Annotated in this window: 24 protein-coding genes and 3 pseudogenes; 14 read left to right on the forward strand and 13 right to left on the reverse strand. The window is 67.5% G+C overall.

What is annotated here, in order from left to right; genetic code table 11:
• Positions 1-99: 99 nt before the first annotated feature.
• Complete coding sequence (locus ACGF7U_RS28365) at positions 100-882, reverse strand: transposase family protein (RefSeq protein WP_393111803.1); 783 nt, start codon at positions 880-882, stop codon at positions 100-102.
• A 249-nt stretch (positions 883-1,131) separates the two neighbouring features.
• Between ACGF7U_RS28365 and ACGF7U_RS28370 the strand changes: the two genes are divergently transcribed.
• On the forward strand, positions 1,132-1,533 hold the full coding sequence (locus ACGF7U_RS28370; RefSeq protein ID WP_393111805.1) for a hypothetical protein: 402 nt from the start codon (positions 1,132-1,134) through the stop codon (positions 1,531-1,533).
• Positions 1,534-1,725: 192 nt separating this feature from the next.
• Here the strand turns inward: ACGF7U_RS28370 and ACGF7U_RS28375 are convergent, their stop codons facing one another.
• Positions 1,726-2,832, reverse strand: coding sequence for an IS110 family transposase (locus ACGF7U_RS28375; protein WP_393111807.1), 1,107 nt, complete (start codon positions 2,830-2,832; stop codon positions 1,726-1,728).
• A 285-nt stretch (positions 2,833-3,117) separates the two neighbouring features.
• Here ACGF7U_RS28375 and ACGF7U_RS28380 point away from each other — a divergent pair, with 285 nt between their 5' ends.
• Both ACGF7U_RS28380 and ACGF7U_RS28385 read left to right on the forward strand, forming a co-directional pair.
• Entirely contained in the window at positions 3,118-3,717 is a 600-nt protein-coding gene (locus ACGF7U_RS28380) for a GNAT family N-acetyltransferase (RefSeq protein WP_393111809.1), read from the forward strand.
• A 296-nt stretch (positions 3,718-4,013) separates the two neighbouring features.
• Complete coding sequence (locus tag ACGF7U_RS28385) at positions 4,014-4,475, forward strand: hypothetical protein (RefSeq protein WP_393111811.1); 462 nt, start codon at positions 4,014-4,016, stop codon at positions 4,473-4,475.
• Between the two features lie 55 nt (positions 4,476-4,530).
• Here the strand turns inward: ACGF7U_RS28385 and ACGF7U_RS28390 are convergent, their stop codons facing one another.
• Complete coding sequence (locus tag ACGF7U_RS28390) at positions 4,531-5,121, reverse strand: IS3 family transposase (RefSeq protein WP_393111813.1); 591 nt, start codon at positions 5,119-5,121, stop codon at positions 4,531-4,533.
• A complete protein-coding gene (locus tag ACGF7U_RS28395; protein WP_393111815.1) occupies positions 5,118-5,465 on the reverse strand; it encodes a transposase in 348 nt (115 codons plus the stop codon). Before ACGF7U_RS28395 ends, ACGF7U_RS28390 begins: the two co-directional genes overlap by 4 nt.
• A 107-nt stretch (positions 5,466-5,572) precedes the next feature.
• Between ACGF7U_RS28395 and ACGF7U_RS28400 the strand changes: the two genes are divergently transcribed.
• The gene (locus tag ACGF7U_RS28400) at positions 5,573-6,136 is read left to right on the forward strand and encodes a transposase (RefSeq protein WP_393111817.1); all 564 of its coding nucleotides are present in this window, start codon (positions 5,573-5,575) and stop codon (positions 6,134-6,136) included.
• A gap of 199 nt (positions 6,137-6,335) precedes the next feature.
• On the forward strand, positions 6,336-7,031 hold the full coding sequence (locus ACGF7U_RS28405) for a hypothetical protein (protein ID WP_393111819.1): 696 nt from the start codon (positions 6,336-6,338) through the stop codon (positions 7,029-7,031).
• Between the two features lie 563 nt (positions 7,032-7,594).
• Here ACGF7U_RS28405 and ACGF7U_RS28410 read toward each other — a convergent pair.
• Together ACGF7U_RS28410 and ACGF7U_RS28415 are read right to left on the reverse strand one after the other, a co-directional pair.
• Positions 7,595-8,002 (reverse strand): SRPBCC family protein, encoded by a 408-nt coding sequence (locus ACGF7U_RS28410; protein ID WP_393111821.1) that lies wholly within the window; start codon positions 8,000-8,002, stop codon positions 7,595-7,597.
• 42 nt (positions 8,003-8,044) lie between these two features.
• Complete coding sequence (locus tag ACGF7U_RS28415) at positions 8,045-8,401, reverse strand: VOC family protein (RefSeq protein ID WP_393111823.1); 357 nt, start codon at positions 8,399-8,401, stop codon at positions 8,045-8,047.
• A gap of 112 nt (positions 8,402-8,513) precedes the next feature.
• Here ACGF7U_RS28415 and ACGF7U_RS28420 point away from each other — a divergent pair, with 112 nt between their 5' ends.
• Positions 8,514-9,335: a helix-turn-helix domain-containing protein gene (locus tag ACGF7U_RS28420; RefSeq protein WP_393111825.1), complete on the forward strand. Its 822-nt coding sequence runs from the start codon at positions 8,514-8,516 to the stop codon at positions 9,333-9,335.
• A gap of 56 nt (positions 9,336-9,391) precedes the next feature.
• Here the strand turns inward: ACGF7U_RS28420 and ACGF7U_RS28425 are convergent, their stop codons facing one another.
• Complete coding sequence (locus ACGF7U_RS28425) at positions 9,392-10,393, reverse strand: helix-turn-helix transcriptional regulator (RefSeq protein WP_393111827.1); 1,002 nt, start codon at positions 10,391-10,393, stop codon at positions 9,392-9,394.
• Between the two features lie 62 nt (positions 10,394-10,455).
• Here ACGF7U_RS28425 and ACGF7U_RS28430 point away from each other — a divergent pair, with 62 nt between their 5' ends.
• The 3 genes from ACGF7U_RS28430 (at position 10,456) to ACGF7U_RS28440 (ending at position 13,662) form a co-directional block, all read left to right on the forward strand.
• The gene (locus ACGF7U_RS28430) at positions 10,456-11,643 is read left to right on the forward strand and encodes an epoxide hydrolase family protein (protein ID WP_393111829.1); all 1,188 of its coding nucleotides are present in this window, start codon (positions 10,456-10,458) and stop codon (positions 11,641-11,643) included.
• 47 nt (positions 11,644-11,690) lie between these two features.
• Positions 11,691-12,533 carry an NAD(P)H-binding protein gene (locus ACGF7U_RS28435; RefSeq protein WP_393111831.1) on the forward strand — a complete coding sequence of 281 codons (843 nt, stop codon included), beginning with the start codon at positions 11,691-11,693 and terminating at the stop codon, positions 12,531-12,533.
• Between the two features lie 217 nt (positions 12,534-12,750).
• Complete coding sequence (locus ACGF7U_RS28440) at positions 12,751-13,662, forward strand: winged helix DNA-binding domain-containing protein (protein WP_393111991.1); 912 nt, start codon at positions 12,751-12,753, stop codon at positions 13,660-13,662.
• Here the strand turns inward: ACGF7U_RS28440 and ACGF7U_RS28445 are convergent.
• Positions 13,550-13,819, reverse strand: a pseudogene (locus ACGF7U_RS28445) (NAD(P)H-binding protein); the annotation flags it as partial. The gene ACGF7U_RS28440 and the pseudogene ACGF7U_RS28445 sit on opposite strands and share 113 nt — an antisense overlap.
• On the opposite strand from ACGF7U_RS28445, the gene ACGF7U_RS28450 reads away from it, so the two are divergent.
• Both ACGF7U_RS28450 and ACGF7U_RS28455 read left to right on the forward strand, forming a co-directional pair.
• Positions 13,755-14,060, forward strand: coding sequence for a hypothetical protein (locus ACGF7U_RS28450; RefSeq protein ID WP_393112005.1), 306 nt, complete (start codon positions 13,755-13,757; stop codon positions 14,058-14,060). The pseudogene ACGF7U_RS28445 and the gene ACGF7U_RS28450 sit on opposite strands and share 65 nt — an antisense overlap.
• 5 nt (positions 14,061-14,065) lie before the next feature.
• Positions 14,066-14,857, forward strand: a pseudogene (locus tag ACGF7U_RS28455) (IS630 family transposase); the annotation flags it as partial.
• A gap of 43 nt (positions 14,858-14,900) precedes the next feature.
• Here ACGF7U_RS28455 and ACGF7U_RS28460 read toward each other — a convergent pair.
• Both ACGF7U_RS28460 and ACGF7U_RS28465 read right to left on the reverse strand, forming a co-directional pair.
• The gene (locus ACGF7U_RS28460) at positions 14,901-15,326 is read right to left on the reverse strand and encodes a DUF4267 domain-containing protein (protein ID WP_393111833.1); all 426 of its coding nucleotides are present in this window, start codon (positions 15,324-15,326) and stop codon (positions 14,901-14,903) included.
• A gap of 60 nt (positions 15,327-15,386) precedes the next feature.
• Positions 15,387-15,833 (reverse strand): anthrone oxygenase family protein, encoded by a 447-nt coding sequence (locus tag ACGF7U_RS28465; RefSeq protein WP_393111834.1) that lies wholly within the window; start codon positions 15,831-15,833, stop codon positions 15,387-15,389.
• A gap of 91 nt (positions 15,834-15,924) precedes the next feature.
• On the opposite strand from ACGF7U_RS28465, the gene ACGF7U_RS28470 reads away from it, so the two are divergent.
• Positions 15,925-16,503 carry a TetR/AcrR family transcriptional regulator gene (locus ACGF7U_RS28470; protein ID WP_393111836.1) on the forward strand — a complete coding sequence of 193 codons (579 nt, stop codon included), beginning with the start codon at positions 15,925-15,927 and terminating at the stop codon, positions 16,501-16,503.
• A 210-nt stretch (positions 16,504-16,713) separates the two neighbouring features.
• Here the strand turns inward: ACGF7U_RS28470 and ACGF7U_RS28475 are convergent.
• Positions 16,714-16,960 (reverse strand): annotated as a pseudogene (locus ACGF7U_RS28475) (hypothetical protein); the annotation flags it as partial.
• Between the two features lie 218 nt (positions 16,961-17,178).
• On the reverse strand, positions 17,179-17,568 hold the full coding sequence (locus ACGF7U_RS28480) for a MerR family transcriptional regulator (RefSeq protein WP_393111993.1): 390 nt from the start codon (positions 17,566-17,568) through the stop codon (positions 17,179-17,181).
• Positions 17,569-17,634: 66 nt separating this feature from the next.
• Here ACGF7U_RS28480 and ACGF7U_RS28485 point away from each other — a divergent pair, with 66 nt between their 5' ends.
• On the forward strand, positions 17,635-18,627 hold the full coding sequence (locus tag ACGF7U_RS28485) for a zinc-binding dehydrogenase (RefSeq protein WP_393111838.1): 993 nt from the start codon (positions 17,635-17,637) through the stop codon (positions 18,625-18,627).
• A 410-nt stretch (positions 18,628-19,037) separates the two neighbouring features.
• Here ACGF7U_RS28485 and ACGF7U_RS28490 read toward each other — a convergent pair whose 3' ends face one another.
• Positions 19,038-19,637, reverse strand: a complete 600-nt coding sequence (locus ACGF7U_RS28490) for a hypothetical protein (protein WP_393111840.1) — start codon at positions 19,635-19,637, stop codon at positions 19,038-19,040.
• Positions 19,638-19,730: 93 nt separating this feature from the next.
• On the opposite strand from ACGF7U_RS28490, the gene ACGF7U_RS28495 reads away from it, so the two are divergent.
• Positions 19,731-19,883, forward strand: a complete 153-nt coding sequence (locus tag ACGF7U_RS28495) for a hypothetical protein (RefSeq protein ID WP_393111841.1) — start codon at positions 19,731-19,733, stop codon at positions 19,881-19,883.
• The last annotated feature ends 450 nt before the right edge of the window (positions 19,884-20,333 follow it).

Raw genomic sequence — 20,333 nt, forward strand, 5'->3', positions numbered from 1 at the left:
GTGGGGCCACCATTTTCATGAGCCACACCCAGCCGCGATCATGACGCTGACCCTGCCAGCCAGCCCCAGGCCAGCCAACACCCACCTTCACAGCCCTTTTCATGCTGAGTAGCGGTTGGCTTCGACGTGGTGCAGAACGAGGATGGCCTGCACGATCGGGGTCGCTCGACGTGGGCAGCAGCGCAGCTTGTTCAGGATCTTCCAGGTCTTGAGGGTGGCGATCGCGCGTTCGCCGCGGGCGCGGGTCTTTGCGTGGGCGCGGTTGACGGCCTTCTGCCGGCGTGACAGCTTCGGTCGGAAGCGGCGCCGCTTGAACGGAGTGCGCACGCTGCGGTGGGCTCCTTGGTAGCCCTTGTCGGCGAAGGTCATCACGTCTGCCCTGGTCAGCGCCTCGATGATGCCGTGGACCCTGGCTGCGGTCAGGTCATGGACGGATCCGGGCAGCGCCGGTGAAGCCCAGACGAGCCGGTCAGCGGCATCGGCGATGACCTGCACGTTCACGCCGTGGTGCTTCTGTTTCCCGGAGTAGTACGGCCGTTGGTCGGCGACCCGGTCGATCGGAATCAGGGTGCCGTCCAGGATCGCGTACGCCAGTCGGCGGATCCGTTCCATGGCGGTGGCCAGGTCACCGGCGGCCGCCGCGAGCAGGGCTATCGCTTCCTGCACGTACCGCCAGGCGGTGGCGACGCCGATCTCGAAGCCGGTCGCGAGTCGGGTGTAGGTGTCGCCGTTACGCAGATGGGCAAGAGCGAGCAGCGCCTGCCGGCCTGGTTCGAGGCGCCGCCACCGGGATCGGCGCTGTTTACGGTGGCCGCGGATGCGTTCGGCGAGGTGGTTCAGGGTGCGGCTGGACAACGGAATCGTGGCGGGGTAGGACAGCATGGCGAGGCTCCCGGTCGGGGCTTCGAGTCTTGGTCGACAGCTGTCCTACCTGGAGCCTCGCACCCATCGATCACCGGGCCTGCCGCACCGTCCCGAGCTGCAAGATCAGCTTGGAAAAGGCTCAATGAGCCGCTATCTCACCGGAGAATCCACTCCAACCTGGCGAAACGAAACCACCTAATCGGACCAACCTCACCAAGCGAGATCAGACGCCCTCTTAGTCGGAGCCTCTCCGAAACCGCCCCCGACGTGACGCAGTTCGTGGAGTGCGACCGCATCGACCTTGTGTTGCACCGCGCCGAGGAGAAGGCGTTCATCGAGTTCAAGTTCTACCTGCACGCGCCAAAGTTCGACCCGTACACAGGCCGCCGGTCGGGCTTCAAAGGCGGCCCCGGCCGCATGAACCTGGAAGAGTTCCGGCGGTGCGTTGATCAACTTCACGTCCGACAGTCGATTCACGGATTGTCCAAGTACATCGTCCTCGTCTACGCCGACCCAATCGGCGGGAGCACCACCGGGAACAGATACTCGACCCACTACGATGACTATGCCCATTGGACCGGCGAGATCACGCTGGATCTGCTGGAGTCTGTAGAGCCTATCGAGTCGGGTGGCGACAGAATCCAAGCGAAGCTCTTCGCGGTCCGATAGGTGACGAGGAGCACGGGTGCTCGTGGTCTACGGGCGGCAGCCCGCCGCGGCCGGCGGCGGGCAGTTGATCAGGCGGAATGTACGAGTCGCGCGCCGGCTGTGAAGCCTCCGCTCGCCAGGCCGCGATCCGATCGCTATGCGGCGCGAAGGCCATACCGGCTTCACGGCATGCGGACATGGCTCCCCTCTGTGTCAAGACACCGCAGGGAGCGGGATTCTAAACTGGGTCTCGGCGGGTCCGGGGAGTGACTTCTCCGAAGAGCTGGCTTGGGGATGCAAGCTGGTCACGCTGGAGTCTGTAGTCGTTCCCCGTTGTCCTCCCGGGCCCGCCGCCGCGGCTACGGCGTCGTTGGTCATGCGTCGGTAGATGATGTCGGACAGGCGTCGTTTCAGCGCGCGCATGGCTTCCATTGATGTCTTGCCGGTGCCCTTCTTCCGGTCGTAGTAGGCGCGTCCTTCGGTGGGGTTGCGTAGCTGGACGGTGGCCATGATGTGCAGCACGCGGTTGATCTGCCGGTTGCCGGCGCGGGAGAGTCGGTGTCGTACCTGCTCGCCGGATGATGCGTCGATGGGGGCGGTGCCGTTCCAGGAGGCGAAGTGGGCCCGGTTGGGGAAGCGGGTGATGTCGCCGACCTCGACCAGTAGCCGGGCGGTACCGGAGGGTCCGATGCCGTGCAGGTCCATCAGGGTGGTGCCGGTGGAGGCGACCAGTTCCTCGAGTTCCTTGTCTGCTTCCTTGGAGCGCCGGTAGACCCGTTCGAGGTCGCTGATCAGCTCCGCGGCGACCCGGCGTCGGGCTTTGCCGACCGTGTCACGGGGTCTGACCGTGGCCAGCAGTGCCTTGGCCTGGGCGGCGGACAGACTCTTCTTCGCCCCACCCGGAATCAGTTCCAGCAGCAGTTGATGCAGCTGGGACACCATCCGGGTGTGGTCCTCGCCGAGGGAGCGGCGCCGGTCGAGCAGGATCCGCAGCAAAGCCAACTGCTCGTCGTTGACGACCGGGCGCAGCCCGGCCATCCGGGTGCCGACCAGCGCGACCGAGTGGGCGTCGGTGGCGTCGGTCTTGCGGCCCTGCCCGGTGGCGAACACCCGCGCCCTGGCGGACAGCTTCGGTGGCACGTCGACGACCTGTTCGCCGTCGGCCAGCAGCCGGTTGGCGATGTGCCGGCCGATGCCCTGGCAGCCCTCGATCGCCCAGACTCGGTGTGGCCACTGCTTGGCGTACTTTCTCATCGCCGCGTAGCCGTCGCGGCCGGTGTCGAAGCGGCCCCTGCCGGCGACGGTCTCGTCGCCGGCCATGACCTCGATGGTGGCGGAGCGTTTGTGCGGGTCCATCCCGATGACCACACGATCCGACGTGCCACTCAACGCGTCCTCCGATGCTCGATCCACCTGGGTTGTCGAGCCGGGAGGGCAACGCTACTTCGAGCAGAACAAACTCCTCTTGAGCCTCTCCCCGCCCTGGGGCGACGCCCGGGACTGCGCAGGCCAAATGAGAGCCACACGACCAGCGTGGGCAGCCGATGAGAGAGCGACAGCCCGGGCGCCTCAACCGAAGCCTGGCCGGGCAACGGTCGTAGGTCAATGAAACAAGTAGCCGATGAGCGCGTGATCAATCGCGGTCACGACGAGAGCGGGCTGCCGTCGCCGTTGTGGCGTGCCGCACAAGTTGATCCTTCCCCCAGGCCGTTGTTGCAAGATAGTTGCAACAACGGTCTGGGGGGCCACGTGACACCAGAGATCATCCGAGCCAGCCGTAACGACGCCGAGCGGCTTACGACGCTCATGCTCCGATCAGCGGCTTACCAGGGCCGATACGCGTCGATTCTCGCCGGCTACCGAGTGAGCCCCGACTACATCGACCGGCACCTGGTCTTCGCCGCCGTGAACGCCCACCGCGACGTGGTCGGCTTCTATGCGCTGCTCAGCGATGCGCCGGAACTGGACCTGCTGTTCGTCGCCGACAACGCCCAGGGCGCCGGCGTGGGCCGCGCCCTGGTCGGCCACATGCTCACTCAGGCCCGCGCCGCAGGCTTGTCCACCGTGCGAGTCGTGGCACATCCACCTGCCGAACGGTTCTACCGTCGCCTGGGTGCCCGCCGGGGCGCCACCGTGCCAGCCGCCCCACCACGGGTCACCTGGGAGCGACCCGAGATGTGGTTCGACGTCGACCGTGACCAGTAATGAGCACACTCTCGTCCACCTCGTCCCAGAACGAGGAAGCAGTACGGGACCGCAGTCGAGGTTGACGCGCCACCGGCGTCCGGATCTGCCGCCGACCGGGCGTCACTGTACGTGACGCAGAACGCAGGGTACTCAACGCTTTGTCTTGCCGAACTGCGGATGTCTGTTCGCAGGCCCGGTGAGATCATGGCCTGCGGACGAAGGTGCAGGTGACCTGACACCGTTCGTGCAGCACGAAGTACACGATGATCCACGGCGGGCGGAGCGTGATGATTACAGGGCACGACACTGTCTTCGTGACCGGCGCACCTGTCGATGCCGGCATCCGGGCGATGCTGGACGTCCTCCATCGCCGGTGGCCCAACATGCTGGTTGCGGTGAGCGAAGTTGCCGGCGGCGTGTTCCGGCCCTGGCAGACCTCGCGTAACGACGTACCCGCTGGCAGCGGCGAGGTGCTCGTCGCCCGTGACGCCCAGATGGAGCAGCGTTGGGACGAGGTCGGTTACTCGCTCATGGAGCGCGACGAGGGACCTTTCGCGTTGCTCTACCAACCAGGCGGTCGGACCACGGTTCAGATCTCGGTCAACGAGGACCCATATGGCCGGTCCGGATTCGGATTCGAGCCGCACTCGGCGACGTTGATCAGCGCTGGCCTGTCACTCGTGACGGTGGTGACGCCGGACGCCGAAAGCCCTTTCAGTCGACGGATCCTCGATGCGCTCAGGCAAGCGCTGATCAGTCAGACCCGTCAGACCTGATCTCTCGCATCCGCGAGGCGTAACTTCGACATCCGCTCATGCCACGAGCCGCGCGTTACGCAGCGTGACTCGACGCCGATCGGTCGCCGCGGGCGGCGACGGCGGCGTTGAGGGCGTCGATGACCAGGCTGGTGCGCATGTGGATGTTGATCGACCAGCCGATCAGCCGTCGGGTGGCGATGTCGATGACCGTGGCCAGATACAGCCAGCCGGTCCCGACGCGCAGGTAGGTGATGTCGCCGCACCACCACCGATTCGGTGCGGTGGCGGTGAAGTCCCGGCCGATCAGGTCCGGCACCGGCGGGGCGGCGGGATCCGGGATCGTGGTGCGTTTGCGGCGGCGCAGGTGCCGGCCCACCACGTCCCGCTGCTGCATGATCCGCTCGACACGCTTGCGGTTGACCCGCACACCCTGACAGCGCAGCTCGACGGTCACCCGCGGGGATCCGTAGGCGCCGCCGGAGTCGGTGTGGATGGCCCTGATCTGCTCGGCGAGGGCATCCTCGTCGGCGGCGCGAGCCTGCCGGGCCGGCTCACCGGCGGTCCACCGGTAGAACCCGGAGCGAGACACCGCCAGGACCCGGCACAGCCGCTTGACGCCGAAGGCGGCACGGTGGGCGGAGATGAACCGCAAGCGGTTGGTCACCGATCCATCTCCTTCGCGAAATAGGCGGCTGCCTTGCGCAGGATCTCCTTCTCCTGCCGCAGCTCAGCCACCTCACGCCGAAGCCGGGCAATCTCGGCGTCCTTGTCCGCCAGCGACAACCCGTCCCCACCCGAGGCCGTCGCGGTCTGGCGTTCGGCGGCGCGGACCCAGTTCCGCAGCGTCTCGTGGCTCATCCCCAGCTCACGCGCGACCTGGTTGATCGGCCGCCCCGACGAACGGACCAAGTCAACCGCATCACGCCGGAACTCTTCCGTGTACTTCGATGGACGCCCCAACGGGGACACCCCTTCCTCTGGACCAGCGTCCAGTCTCAGGGTGTCCACTTCTCAGGGGGAAGCTCAGACAGCCCCAACCAGATGATGCGACGCTGGCAACGTCATTCGATGAGATGACTTGCGACGTTGGCTGGAACCGCCGGGTCTCTCCGCTGGTGTTTATCGACGCCCTTGTGATGAAGATCCGCCAGGGGCAGGTCGCGAACCGGCCCGTCTACGTCGTGGTCGGTATCAGCCTCGACGGAAAATGTGACGTGCTGGGCATGTGGGCCGGCACCGGCGGGGAAGGCGCCAAGCAGTGGGCCGGCTACCTCACCGAACTGCGTAACCGCGGTGTCGAGGACGTGTTCATGGTCTGCTCCGACGGCCTCAAGGGCATGACCGACGCCATCGAGCAGGTCTGGCCGCAGGCGGTGCATCAGCAGTGCGTCGTGCACCTCGTGCGGGCGTCGCTGAGATACACCAACCGCAAGGACTGGCAGAAGATCACTGCCGCACTATCGGAGATCTACACCGCCCCCACCGTCGCGGCTGCGGAGGCCCGCTTCGAGGCATTCGCCGCCGAGTTCGGTGAACCAGTACCCGGCCGTCACCTGGCTCTGGCGGACCTCTTGACCGTAGTTCGTGCCGTTCCTGGACTGCGACCACGAGGTCCGAAAGGAGCCTCAACGCCCGGTTCCGGCAGGTGCCTGTCGGCGCGGGACTTCCCGCCGCGATGAAGGCCTTTACCTCGTCGTCCAGCAAAACGTAAGGGCGCGGGAGCATCGCCGGCCGGGTCGACGGCTGGGCCAGGGCACTCAACGCGTCGATCCTCGCCTACGACGATCGGATCGCCATCTAGGAACCTCGATAACACCGCGGGCCCAAACACTAAAGTCGACACACTTCCGCAACCCGCTGCCTATTTGTGGAAGTTGCGTGGACTATCAGCGGGTCGCCCGGTGGCGGACCAAGAACGCGTCCGGCATACTCGTGACCGTGTCGGACGGTTTGGCATTCTGGCGCAAGGTTGGGATTGACCCGATCCGCATCGAGACAAGCGCGGGCGGGTTTCTCACCCTCCGCTGTTACTTCTCCGGGTCTCCCACATTCCTTGGCTCCCTCGGGCGAATTGATGTCATCCGCACGGAAAGGGCGCTCGCGCGCTGGCTCGCGATGGAGGGTGCGACAGGCCATGACCTAGCTCGAGCATCGACGTGGCCACGAATCGTCGACCGGGCCCGGGCGGGAGACCTAGAGATCGTCGTGGATGTCGGTGACGATCCCAGCTTCGGCCCGATTAACAACAGCTACAGCCCGGACTTCGTCGCCGACCGGCTGACCCAGGGCCCCTGTAACGTAGATATCTACGACGTGGCAGATGCGCGAAAGCTGCTCGCCGATGTGGCTCAGTGGGCGGGAGACGATAAGGCGCGTCGCATGCTCGCTGATTCGCATCCGCTCGGCCGCCTACTCTCCCAGCTGTCCCAGCGGACCCCACGGATGGCGCAGGCATGGCACCCGTCATCCCGGGTCCCGCCCCGGCAGGCAATCGCTACCGAAGCCGAACAGTTTCGAGAACTGGTCAACGATCTGCGGGCGCGCTTCCGGGTCCATCCCGAAGGGCGATCTTGAGCCAGCGTTCAGTTTGCCCACGCCCTTGCTGGGCGTCGCCTACATCGGAGGGTGACGACGACACGCGCAGAAACCGCGTCCCTGCCCGTCCCCGACGCCAGAGTCTGCCGCGAAGCCGTCCACATCCGAGGTTGAGCACCAGCTCGGCGGTCCAGACCGCGAGTACCGTCGACCCCGTCATGTACCTCGCGCCGAAGATGCACGCCGAGGCCGCCGTCGCGGCCAGGGAGCGCTGGCCAGTCCGAGCATCGCCAGCGCCGCAGCTTCCCCGCCGACGCGACCCCGGTCCCGCCGGCCGCTCCACCCCGCCCACCAAGATCAACCGGAGGCGTGCGGAGACTCGCCGATCGCAGGTGGCGGTTGCTGTGCTCGCTTGCTGAAGATCAGTAGGCCAGGCGGCGTGGTGCTCGATGGGTCCGCACCTTTCGCTTTCCAGCCTGGCTTACTGAGCAAGTCGAGCCAAACAAATGCCTACGCACCCAGAAGGCCGGCTGTGATGAGGGTTGAGCAGAAACACCCATCCACGTGCCGACCGACCTGACAGATAACCCGGTGGGCGTCCGTCACGTAGCCGCAGGTGCCAACGTCTGCCTGACGGCCTCCATGCCGCGGATCATGGCCGTTTCGATGGGCTCGGCGAGATCGTCGGGCAGGACATCGTGAGTCCAGATCAGTCGACATCTGTGCTCGTCGTCGGCGACGACCTGCATGGAGGCGTTGTCGTGAGCCGGACTCAGAGTTCCTCCGACAACCGCGTAGACGATCCGGCGGGCGTGGTGGTCCACGGAGACGAGCCGTTCGCGGGCCACGGCGCCATCGGCGAAAGTAACGATCCGGTAACCTCCCTCGAGGCGGGTGTCAACGACGTAGCCGGGTGCCATGCGGAGGGGGCCCTCTTCGAAGTCGCCGATCACCTTCCAAACCTCGTCAGCGTTAGCCCCGATCACGATTTCCTTGCTGATTGATGCCATCTCTCCTACTCCTACGGACGCGGTGCGGCAGCCAACCGCCGTTCAGTCGCCGGCAGCCAGGCAGAACAGGTGCCCCTCGAGGTCGGCGAGCACAACCCATTCGTCGCCGCCGGGCTGAAACTCGGGCTTGGTCGCCCCGAGGGCGAGCAGTTCCTTGACGGCGTGTTCGACGTCGGCAACCTTGAAGTCGAGGTGGGCGTGCTTCGCGGGGTCGGGCCAACTCGGCGGCTGGTAGCCCTCGACGCGCTGGAATCCGAGCTGGACAGGACCGCCGAGGTAGACAGTGTCGGCATCGCTGTATGTGATCTCCCAGCCGGTCGCCGTCCGGTAGAACTCGGCGAGCGGTCCGGGTGCGCGGCAGTCGATGACGACCGTGGCGAGCTGTGCAAGTGCGGGCATGTCAATAACTCCTTCGAGCCGCAGGTTCACCCACAGCCTCGTCCGGTCGGTGCGCAGAGTCTTGAAGATCCTTGCGAGCGCCTCTGTCAGGCCCTGGGCGTAGGTTCGATCGGTGCTCTCGTTCGTGGATCTTGCTGCTCGACCCGAGTTCACCGTGACCGCAGTGACGTGCCGAGACGACCACAGGAACTGGTCCGCGGCGGAGTCGCACGACAGCTTCCGGGTCGTCATCGTGCGCCGGGGCAGTTTCAGCAGAAGAGCCGGCGGTGTCTGCACGAACCTCGACCCCACCGTCGCCTATCTCGCCGTACCGGATGAGGAGGAGCGCTTCGCTCATCCTGCCGGCGGCGACGTCTGTACCTCGGTCACCCTCGCCCCGGCACTGTGGCGAACCCTGGCCGGGGACGCGAGACGGGCGAAAACGCCGACCATCTACGTGGATGCGCAGTTCGACCTGGCCCACCGGCGGATTCTCGGGGCCGCTCGCGCGGGCGACGTCGACTACGCGCTCACCGAACAACTCCTGCATCTGATCAATGCGGCGGTCACCCAAGCGGTTGCCGGTCCTAACGGAGGGGGCAGGAACGCATACAGTGCGGACACCGCACTCGTCGCGGCAGCCCGTGATGCGATTGGTAATGACCATCCCGCCGCCCGCGGCCTACTGCCGCTGGCGACGTTGCTCAACGCCTCGCCGTATCGGTTGAGCCGGGCCTTCACTCGACAACTCGGGGTGTCACTAACCCGCTACCGCAACCGGGTCCGCGTCGCCCGGGCCCTCGACCGGCTAGAGACAGGTGAGACTCAGCTCGGCGTACTCGCTGCGGACCTCGGCTTCGCCGATCAGGCGCACCTATGCCGCACCGTGCGCGCCCATGTCGGCCATACACCGACCACGCTGCGCCGCCTGCTGACGCAAGCGCACCGGCCATAAAGTTCGCCATGGCGTCCACCGGGTGGGCATACGTGATCCGCGGCGGAGCCACCCGCCTATACCCACTGGTGCTCGCCGCCCTCGCTCTGCTGCTGCGGCCGCGTCTCGATGGCGCGGCGGTAGCGGCCGGCGAGTTCGCGCACGAGTTCGACGAGTTCCGCGGGCTCTGTCACGGTGAAGTCGATGCCGAGCAGGCCGAGGTGGACGGCGAGGGCTTCGACGCTGTCAGCTCCGGTGTCGAGCAGGCATTGGGTGTGGTCGACCGGCGTGACCGTGCCGATGGCGGCGTTGATCCGCTCGACGAGTTGTTCCGCCGGTGCGTGTACGACGACCCGCGCCCGGTACCGCCAGGCGGTCGACGACACGCCGCGGCGGACCTGGTCGATGGCCTCCTCTGGGAGATCTCGGGGGGTGAAGCGGGGGCCGGTCGGGGTACGTGGGCTAAGCCGGTCCACCCGGAATGTGCGCCAGTCGGCTCGGTCAACGTCGTATGCCACCAGGTACCACCGTCGGCCCCAGTTGACCAGCTGGTATGGCTCGACTTCGCGTCGGCTCTGCGAGCCGTCGTGGCTTCGGTAGTCGAAGCGCAGGCGTTCGTGGTCGCGGCAGGCGGCGGCGATGGCGCTGAGCGTAACCGCGTCCACTCGTGGGCCCGGATCGTCTCGAGGGATCGCGACGGCGTACCGCTGCAGGGCGTTGACCCGTCGCCGGAGCCGGGTGGGCAGTACCTGCTCCAGCTTGGCCAGCGCGCGTAGCGCCGTCTCCTCGACGCCGGTGATGGTGCCGCCGGCGGCGGTACGGAGTCCGATCGTCACCGCGACCGCCTCTTCGTCGTCGAGCAGCAGCGGCGGCAGCGCGGCCCCGGCGCCGAGCCGGTAGCCGCCCACCGCGCCGCGGGTGCCGTGTACGGGGTAGCCGAGGCTGCGGAGGCGGTCAACGTCGTTGCGGACGGTCCGGGTGCTGACAGACAGCCGGTCGGCCAGTTCGGTGCCGGTCCATTCGCGGGGTGTCTGAAGGAGCGAGAGCAGGCGCAGCAGCCGCGCCGAAGTTTCCAACATTCCTCGGAGTCTGCCACTCAAATAGGAACAGCCCTTGCCTAATGGGCTTCTACGGTGATGCCATGACGAACGACAGCACGATCACCCCGTTCCGGATCGACATTCCGCAGGCCGAGCTCGACGACCTTCAGCAGCGGCTGGCCCGGACCCGATGGGCGGAGGAACTGCCCGCGGACGGGCCGGCGTCGCCGGCGGGGCCGGTGCCGCCGGGCTGGGAGTACGGCGTCCCGGTGGGCTACGTCCAGCGGCTGGTCGAGCGGTGGCGCACCGATTACGACTGGCGGGCCTGGGAAGCGAAGCTGAACGCGTACCCGCAGTTCATGACCGAGATCGACGGCCAGAACATCCACTTCCTGCACGTCCAGTCACCGGAGCCGGACGCGACGCCGCTGATCCTGACCCACGGCTGGCCGACCACGGTGGCCGAATGGCTGGACGTGATCGGCCCGCTGAGCGACCCACGGGCCTACGGCGGCGATCCGGCGGACGCGTTCCACCTGGTCATTCCTTCGGTGCCGGGCTTCGGTCTCTCGGGGCCGACCCGGGAGCCGGGCTGGGACCGGTACCGGGTGGCCCGCGCCTGGGCCGAGCTGATGCGCCGGCTCGGATACGACCACTACGGCGCTGCCGGCAACGACGGCGGCTCGCTGATCTCGCCCGAGGTGGGCCGAGCCGACCCGGAACACGTCTGCGGCGTACACGTGACGCAGGTCTTCTCGTTCCCGTCCGGCAACCCCGCCGAGCTGGCCGGCCTCTCCGAGGACGAGCGCGGCAAGCTCGCGTTCGCTGAGTGGTTCATCCAGCACCGGGGCGCCTACGACAAGCTCCAGTCCACCGAGCCGCAGAACCTGGCCCACGCTCTGGCCGACTCACCGGCCGGGCTGTTGGGCTGGCACGCCCAACTGCTCGGCGAGCAGCTGGACCCGGACTTCGTGTTGACCAACGTGATGCTCTACTGGCTGACCAACACCGCGGCCTCAGCGGCCCGCTTCTACTACGAGGACGCGGCGGCGGCGCCGGTCCAGCAGAAGTCGAACGGCCGGGGGACCACCGTGCCGGAGCCGACCACCGTGCCCCTCGGCCTGGCCAACTTCGCCTGGGACTTCCAGTCGATCCGGACGTTCGCCGAGCGCGACCACCAGAACATCGTCTCCTGGAACGTCTACGACCGCGGCAGCCACTTCGCCGCGCACGATGCCCCTGAGCTGCTCGTCGACGACATCCGGCAGTTCTTCCGCAAGGTCCGCTGAGCCCTCGCCCGTCCATGACACCACACGTCGACGAAAGGAAATCCCTCATGTATCTCGTCATCGGCGCTACTGCCCACTTCGGCCGCCAGACCGTGGAGGAGTTGGTCGCCGCCGCCGCGCCGGTGCGGGCGCTGACCCGTACCCCCGAGCAGGCCGCGCTTCCGGACGGCGTCGAGGTCGTCTACGGCGACCTGAGCAAGCCGGAGACGCTGCCGGCGGCGCTGGCCGGCGTCGAGGCCGCCTTCCTGGTTCTGCAATACGGAATGGACGTCGCCCCGCTGCTGGCAGCCGCGAAGGCGGCCGGCGTTCGTTCGCTGGTGTTCCTGTCTTCCGGGGCCGTCGTCCCTGAGGCCGAGCGGCAACCAAATGTGATCGCGCAGTACCACCGCGACGTCGAGCGGGCCATCGAGGCCTCTGGCATGGACTGGACGTTCCTGCGACTGCTTTTTCCCGCCATCAACTCGCTGACGTTCGGGATGCAGCTCCAAGGCGGCGACGTGATCCGTGCGCCCTACACCCAGGCGGCATTCAGCGCCGTGCACGAACGCGACGTCGCCGAGGTGGCTGCCCGAATCCTGATCGGCGGCGGGCACGAAGGCAAGGCCTACGACCTGACCGGCCAAGAGTCGCTGACCCAGGCGCAGCAGGTCCATATCCTCGGCGAGACGCTCGGACGTTCACTCACCGTCGAGGACCTCGACCCGCAACCTGTGCTCGAGCAGATGAGCCAGTTCATGGACCGCGAGTTCCTGACGGCACTGTTCGACCTCATGGCAGAGGCGGTCGGCAAGCCCGCACCAATCAACAACGTCATCGAGCAGATCACCGGGCACCCCGCGCGGACCTACGCCGAGTGGACCGCGGACCACCGGGCCGACTTCGCCGGCTGACCGATCTGGTGGGGGCGGCGAACGCCGCCCCCACCACAAGGATGAGAGGGAAAGCCCAGTGGTACCGGTATTGGGACAACGAGAGTTGGGCCGAGCTCTGCTGGCTCGTCAAATGTTGCTAGATCGAGCCGACACGACCATCGAGGAAGCGGTTATCCATTTGGTCGGGATGCAGGCACAGACCCCTTACGGGCCCTACTTCGGGCTCTAAAGCAGACTGCGTAGGAATGACACCACCGCTCTGGCGAGCGCGTTGACCGAGCGCCGCCTGGTACGCGTCGCTCTGATGCGCAGCACCATCCACCTGGTCGCCACCGCGGACTACCGCTCGCTGCGGCCCTGGTCGCAGCCAGCGCTCGACCGGGAACTTGCCACCGCATTCAAGGAAACGTTGGCAGGGATAAACCGCCAGACCGTGGCCGAGGCCGGCCAAGCCCTGCTCAGCGCACGGCATCTCACCCCAGCCGAGCTCGGGGCATCGCTGCACGAGCGATGGCCTGATCGCGAGCCCCGTGCGCTGACCACCCTCGTGCGTAACCTGGTGCCGCTGGTGCAGGTGCCGCCACGCGCCGTCTGGGGCACCGGGGGCACGAGCCGGTACGCGACGGCGGCCAGCTGGACCGGAGCCGAGCCCGCCCCCGCCGCCGATCCGGAACAAATCGTGCTGCGCTACCTCGCCGCGTTCGGCCCTGCCTCAGTCAGCGACGTACAAACCTGGGCCGGCCGAACCCGACTGCGTCCCATCCTCGAAAAGCTGCGGCCCCGGCTGGCGGTCTTCCGCAACCAGTGCGGGACGGAACTGTTCGACGTGCTGGACGGGCCGCGCCCAGACGCCGACGTCCGGGCGCCGGTTCGCTTCCTACCCGAATACGACAATTTGTTGGTCTCCCACGCCGACCGCACTCGCGTGATCTCCGAAGCGGACCGCAAATGGGTGATGACACGCAACAGGATCGCGCCATACTGCCGGTGGGCACGTTGGCCTCGATGGCGCTGCGATATCGGCCGCTCGCCGGTCGGTCCGTCAGGTACGGAGGCCGCAACACGGTCCAGTCCGCCCCGCTCGCGGCCAGTACCCGTTCCATCCGCTCCAGGTCGGCGTAGACGTTGCGGTAAACCGCCCGGATAAGCGGTCTGACCGTCGCACGGAACCACAGCGGTTCGCCCGCGCCGCCTCGCAGCACCGGTTGGGCACTGACGGCGACCACTCGACGCACACCGGTGCGGTCCATCGTGGGCCGCCCGCTCGTGCTGTTGTCCCGGGATCCCAACCTTCCCAACGCCATCTATGTGACGTTCGCATCCACCGCGTTCGTGCTCGCGGTCCTCGGGCTGTGGCGCTCGACCCGTGGCCGTTCGGCAACCAACCTGTTCGAGGTTGCTCTGATGGTGGAGCTACTGGTGGTACAGGTCTTCTGGCTCCTGGACAGTGAATTCGCCGGAATCCTGCCGGTTGCCTGGACCGTGGCCCTGCTGACCGTAAACCGGCAACACACCGCCACTGCAATGCCCGGTCGCGCTACGTGAACACCCGCCCCGAATCCTTGGGACGGCCGTTCACCCGGTGGAGCGTGCGCAACCTCGCCGACCATCTCAGCACCCTGGCCACCCGCCCGATCATGATCGGGCGTGAACGGCTGCGACTGCTGCTGATCGAACATGGGATCACGTTCCAGCGGACCAAGACGTGGAAGGAATCGACCGACCCGCACCGCGAGGCAAACTCGACCGGATCGAGTACGTGAGCAGCCATCTCCCGCAGCGGATGTTCGTGTTCGACGAGTTCGGGCCCCTCGTTGTCCGTCGGCAGGCCGATGCCGGCGGGGCACGCAAAGGTCATCCGCGGCGGCTCCCCGCGAACTATCACAAGCTGCACGGCGTCCGGCAGTTCCACGGCTGCTACTCGGTCGGCGACGATCAGCTCTGGGGCGTCGTCCGGCGGCGCAAGGGCGCCGCGAACACCCTCGCCGCGCTCAAATCGATCCGGCGAGCACGCCCGGACGGAGCGCCGATCTACGTCATCCTGGACAACCTGTCGGCGCACAAGGGCAAGGGAGCCCGGGCGTGGGCGGCGCGAAACAAGGTAGAGCTGTGTTTCACGCCGGCCTACGCCTCATAGGCGAACCCGATCGAGGCCCAGGTCGGGCCGCTACGCACCTTCGTGATCGCCGGCTCGGACCACCTGAACCATCCCGCATTGACCCGCCACCTGCACAACTACCTGCGCCGGCGCAACGCTAACGCCCGACGTCCTCGCAGCCCAACGCCGCGAACGCGCCCGCATCCGCAGCGAACGCCAACGACGCCGGGGCCAACCCGCCACCGAGCGGCCTGACCCCAACACCTTGGGCGTTCTTGATCCCGGCGCTAGACGAGCTGCGGTGCGGGCGTTCTAGCGACGGTTCGGGCCGGGCGGGTCTCGCGGAGCAGCAACAGGCCGTTGACCATCATCAGGGTCGCGGTCAGGCAGTGGATGCCGAACGCGGCGGCCATCGAGCCGTGGTGGGCCAGCACGTTAGCCATGTCGCCGTAGGCGGCGAGGGACTCCACCAGCAGCGCCCAGCCCAGCGCCCGGCGGTGGCCGGTGACCAGCAGGACGCCCAGGACCAGGGCCATGACGACGTCACGCGTGCCCTTGACGATCAGGAAGCCGCCGCCGTCGCCGGCCGGCCAGCCCGGCAGGCCGAAGCCAGGCGCGGTGGTCTCCGGGCTCACGATGTACTCCGTTCCGAACCAGAGGATGAACAGGATGAATGCGGCGGCCAGGACGGTGTTGATCTTCTTGAGCGGCATGCTGGTTCTCCTTGTGGGTCTTCGTCGAGTTGGGTCGAGCCGGGTGGCAGGGCGGTCGCCTCAGGCGAGGGCGGTGACCAGCAGGGTGAAGGCGGCGAGGATGACGGCGAGGCGGCCGTAGTGGTAGCGCAGCCACCGGTTCAGCTGCTGCTTCCAGTCGGCGGGCCGGGTCTCCGGCGTCCAGGTCCGGTTGCGGTTGTTGATCGGGACCAGTAGCAGCACCGACATGAGCACGCTCACGATCAGCAGCCCGGCGGCGGTGACGACGAGCGCGGCGCCGTCGTGCTGCCGGCCGGCCACCGCCCAGATCCCGATGAGCACGACCGAGCCGATGTACCAGAACGGCATCAGGGCGCCGAGCATCCGGCCGCCGTGTGCGTGGCCGAGCTGGCCGCTGTCCTCGGGGAGAGCGTCCAGGATCCGGTTCATGATGAAGGCGACGGAGAACTCCACCCCGACCATCAGGCCGACAACCACGGTGGTGACGACTTCCAGTGCGTTGAGCATGACGACCTCTCCATCGATATAGCATTGCTAGCTGGCGAGGCAAAGCTAGCATTGCTGTCGCTCGAATGTCTAGCGGTGCTAGGATCGGGTCATGTCGGTAACGGAACGCAAGCAGCGGGAACGGGCCGTGCGCGAGCGCCTCATCGTGGCCACCGCCCGGGAGCTCGCCGAGCAGCAGGGTTGGGACGCGGTTACCACCCGCCGGCTCGCCGAGCGCATCGAGTACAGCCAGCCCGTCCTTTACAGTCACTTCCGCGGCAAACGGGAGATCATCGGTGCGGTCGCACTGGAAGGCGCCACCGAGATGGCTGCGGTGATACGGGCGGCGACCGCTGAGGCGGACAGCCCGCGAGCCCGGGTCGCCGCCCTGGCGCGCGCCTACCTCGACTTCGCCGCCGGCAACCCGGCGGTCTACGACGCGCTTTTCCAACTCGACGGCGGGCTGGCGTACGCGCAGGAGGACACCCCGGCGCCGCTCAAGGATGCCTTCGCCGCGCTGATGGAAAGCCTGGGCGAGGTTGCCGGGGACGGCGTCGACAAGGGACTTTTTACCGAGGTGTTCTGGTCGTCGCTGCACGGCCTCGCGACGCTGACCCGCGCGGGCCGACTGCTGCCCGAATTCGCCGAGGCGAGAGTGGAGCTGCTGGTGGACCGGCTCGCCGTGCTCTGACCCCGGCCCCATGCGGGCGGTGCATGCCGGGTGGCGGCGGGTGATACGGGAAGCCGGGTTTGATCTGGTTCTGGGTGGGCCTTTCACGCTGATCGATCGGTTGTCGTGGGCTGACGGACCGGTCGAGGAGTCGGGATGAACTGGTACCTGTCTGCAGCGCTTGCCGGTTCCCCGCCTGGTCCGCTCCGCGAGGGCCTCGGCGACCTTCTACTTCGCCGCTGCTTCCCGGCCGCTGATCGCCTGGTCAAACAGCAGCAGCGTCTCGTCGAGCACGTCGACGGCCGACTGGGCCAGCAGCGTGAGCAGGATCGGGTACCGGCTCCGGCTCGCGCCGCTGCAACGCCTGCCCCGTCAACCGGCGCCCGACCTCGGCCAGAAACCGACTGCGCTCGGCCGGCAGCACCGACAAGTCCAAGGTGTGCGCGTCCAGGCGGCACAGGTAGGCCGGCTTTTGGATCCATCAGATGTCGCGGGGCGCACCTACGGATCGCCACGGGGCCACGCCGAGCTGAGGCTGGCGCCGGGGTACGGTGCGGCCGCAAACGCGTTGAGCGGCTCACGCGGCATGCCGGCCCGCACGGTGTCTACCGGCGCCGGCGAGGTGGCTGCACCGTGCGGCGCCACGAAGGGCGGGCCGGTGACCCCCGCGGGGTCACCGGCCGTACCGCCTCATGCTTATCGCGGTGCCTCAGCCAGCGTTCGCCGGGCGTTGGCACGCACGGCGTCAAGGTATTCGGCGACCGCGTCCCGGTTGCGGGTCAAGCACTCGATGCGTTGGGTCATGCGCTCGAGTTCCCGCTCCAGCGTGGCGATCGTCTCCGGTGTCGCATCGGAAAAGACGACGGCCCGGGGCTTGTCGAGGCAGGGGAGGATCTGCTTGATGATCCGGGTCGGCAGGCCAGTGTCGAGTAGTCCTCTGATCTGAAGAACCCGATCCACGAGCTTTTCCTCGTAGTCGCGGTAGCCGTTTGCGCAGCGCTGCGACGTGATCAAGCCCTGCTCCTCGTAGTAGCGGAGCAGTCGGCGGGACGTGCGGGTCCGTTCGGACAACTCCCCGATGCGCATGTGCTCCACTCCACATCCTCGCCGAGTTGACCGTGACATTAGTGTGAGGGTTTGAGGCTACCTGCCATGAACATCCCCACCATGATGCGGGCCCTGCAGCAGACGTCCCTCGGCGGCCCGCAGGACATGCGCCTGATTACCGACGTGCCGGTGCCGACCCCGGGCCCGGGCGAGGTCCTGATACGGGTCACCGCCGCGGGTGTCAACTTCGCCGACGTCATGCAGACCCGCGGCACGTACCACGGCGGCCCGCAGCCGCCGTACCTCCCGGGCTTCGAGGCTGCCGGTGAAATCCTCGTGCTAGGCGAGGGGGTGACCGGCCTGACGCTCGGCGCCCACGTCATCGGCACCGGCTACGGCGCCTTCGCCGAGTACATGGTGCTGCCCGCGGTCGCGGTGGTGCCGGTGCCAACCGGCTGGGCCGACGAGCAGGCGCTCGGTCTTGTCCTCAACTGGGCCACCGCACTGGCCGCGCTCAAGCCGCTGGGCCGGATCGCCGCCGGCGAGACTGTGCTGATCCACGCCGCGGCGGGCGGGGTCGGGCAGGCCGCGGTGAAGATGGCCAAGCACTACGGCGCCACCGTGATCGCTTCCGCCTCATCGGGCAAACACGAGGCGGTGCGGGCACTGGGCGCCGACCTTGTCATCGACTACCGCAGCGTTGACGTGGCCGCCGAAGTGTTGCGGCTGACCGACGGCAAGGGCGCCGACCTAGTGCTGGAGTCGGTCGGCGGCGCCACCTTCGCCGCCAGCCTGGCGGCGGCCAAGCGGGTCACCGGCCGGGTCGTCGTGTACGGAGTGGCCGGCGGCGAAGCCGCGATCACCAACTGGGAGCTGAACTTTACGCACCCGATTCACCTGATCGGCCTGCACATCGGCCTGCTGATCCAGACCGCGCCGCAGATCTTCGACGAGCTGATGAGCGAACTGACCGCGCTCATGGCCGCCGGAGTGTTCCTTCCCGGCCGACCCGCCGTGTACGACCTGGCGGATGGGCCGAAGGTGCTCGCCGAACTGGAGGCAGGAGCCACCGTCGGCAAGCTGGCCCTTCGGCCCTGAGCTAACTAGGGCCAGGCGTAGCCTTTCAACCCGGAATCAACGGTAACGCTGGTCAACTGGCCGTCAAACGAGTGACCCCGCCATCCTGCGGGACCAGCTTTGGCCAGCGTTGCCGTTGGTTTTCGCTGATTACTACCGAGAGGCCGGGTAGCACCCCTCGCACGCAACAGGGTCCCCCGATCGGTGGGGAGGTATCGATACCGCGCGTCCGTGTCGCCGAGGACCGTTTGGCTCGCCGGCCGTCGCGTCCTCAACCGACCAAATTGGCATAGATTCCGCCCCGGAGGCAGGCCCTGGCGCCAGCGAGTTATGCCTCCGTAGGGGCTGGCGTTCGGCGTCTAGCGCCACGTATCCACCTCGATCCTGCCGGCCTCTTATGGCGCCGCCAGCAGAGGCGTGGCGTTGGAGTATTAGCGGACCGGGTTTTCCAGTTGTGCTCGGATCTGACGGAAGTCGTCGGCTCGGGTCTGCGCTGCGGGGAATCCGGTGAAGGTCACCAGCGCAACGGTGTGATTGTCGGTCCAGCCGCAGACTTCGACGTGAGTGCCCTTGTTTTGACCGGTGCCGCAGCGGGCCTCGCCGCCGAGTGGGCCAGGCGCGGTGGGGGCGACTGTGGTGAGGTGGGTCAGGGTGGCGAAGGTGGCGTCGAGTGCTGCCGTGGGCTCGCTGATAGTGCCGGATACTCCACTGATGACGACGGTGCTGCCTCCGGCTGGCCGGTGCCAGCCGCGTTCCGGCGAGTACTCGCCTTCCCAGGTGACGTAGGCGGTGCCGATGGCACTTGTCGGTTCACCGCTGAGCAGCTTCTTGAGGTCCCCCAGGTTGTGCTGGGCGGTCTCGCGCAGTGATCGGTCGACCGATTCGGGCCAGCGGTCCAGCAGCCGTTTCGGCTTGTCCAATCGCATGGCAGTGGTGGTGGGGGAAGGGGCCGTCTGCGCCTCTGACTGGCGGGTATCGCCGGGCCGTGTGCATCCGGTCGCGGCGAGCAGCCCCGCCAGGAGCACGATCACGACCCCAGTCAGCCGCCTGAGGGCGCCGTTCGGTCTTGTTCTGGCCATACCTCGCCCCCCGTCTCCGTCGCGGCCGGCAGCACCGTACACCAGATGATCGACGCGCTGGGGCCCGGTGGGCTGCGTTCAGGTGTAGCGGTGCTCGCGGCCTATCAACCTGGGCGGATGAACTCGTCACTGACGGATTCCTGGCGAGGGTGTTCGATCTTGCCTGCCCAGGCGCAACAGGTTGATTACTTTGGATGATGCCTGGGCGGGTTGTCGATGTTGCCCGGGGGCGCGCTCCTCGGATGACCTTGATGCGGGGGAGGGCGACGCGCGACGTCGTTCGGTGATGGCTGCCCGGAGACGGAGCCTGGGAACACTTTTGTTACCGCTGGTGCTGCTGGCCTCAGGCGTGGCGGTGGACCAGGGGCGCGTTCCGCTTACGCGGAGCCGTTGGATGCGTCATCCGGGTCAACTGCGGAGGCGGAGGCATTGGCTGCAGCGCAGCGGTTGGGTGTTCCGGTGGAGGTGGCCGGGTCCAAGTCGGAGGCGTCCCGGGCGGTCGCGATTCCGCAGGGCTCGTTTCCGGCGCTCACCCCAGCGGACTCCGACGCGCCCCCGGCTGGCTGTCACGGGCGGGTGAAGCGCGGTATGCGGTGAGGGGCAGCAGCACCGATCGAGGCAGCGGCGGTGGTTGATACGGCACCTGGC

This window comes from Micromonospora sp. NPDC047670 (genome assembly GCF_043204915.1).
In the GTDB taxonomy this organism is placed as follows: Bacteria; Actinomycetota; Actinomycetes; order Mycobacteriales; family Micromonosporaceae; genus Micromonospora.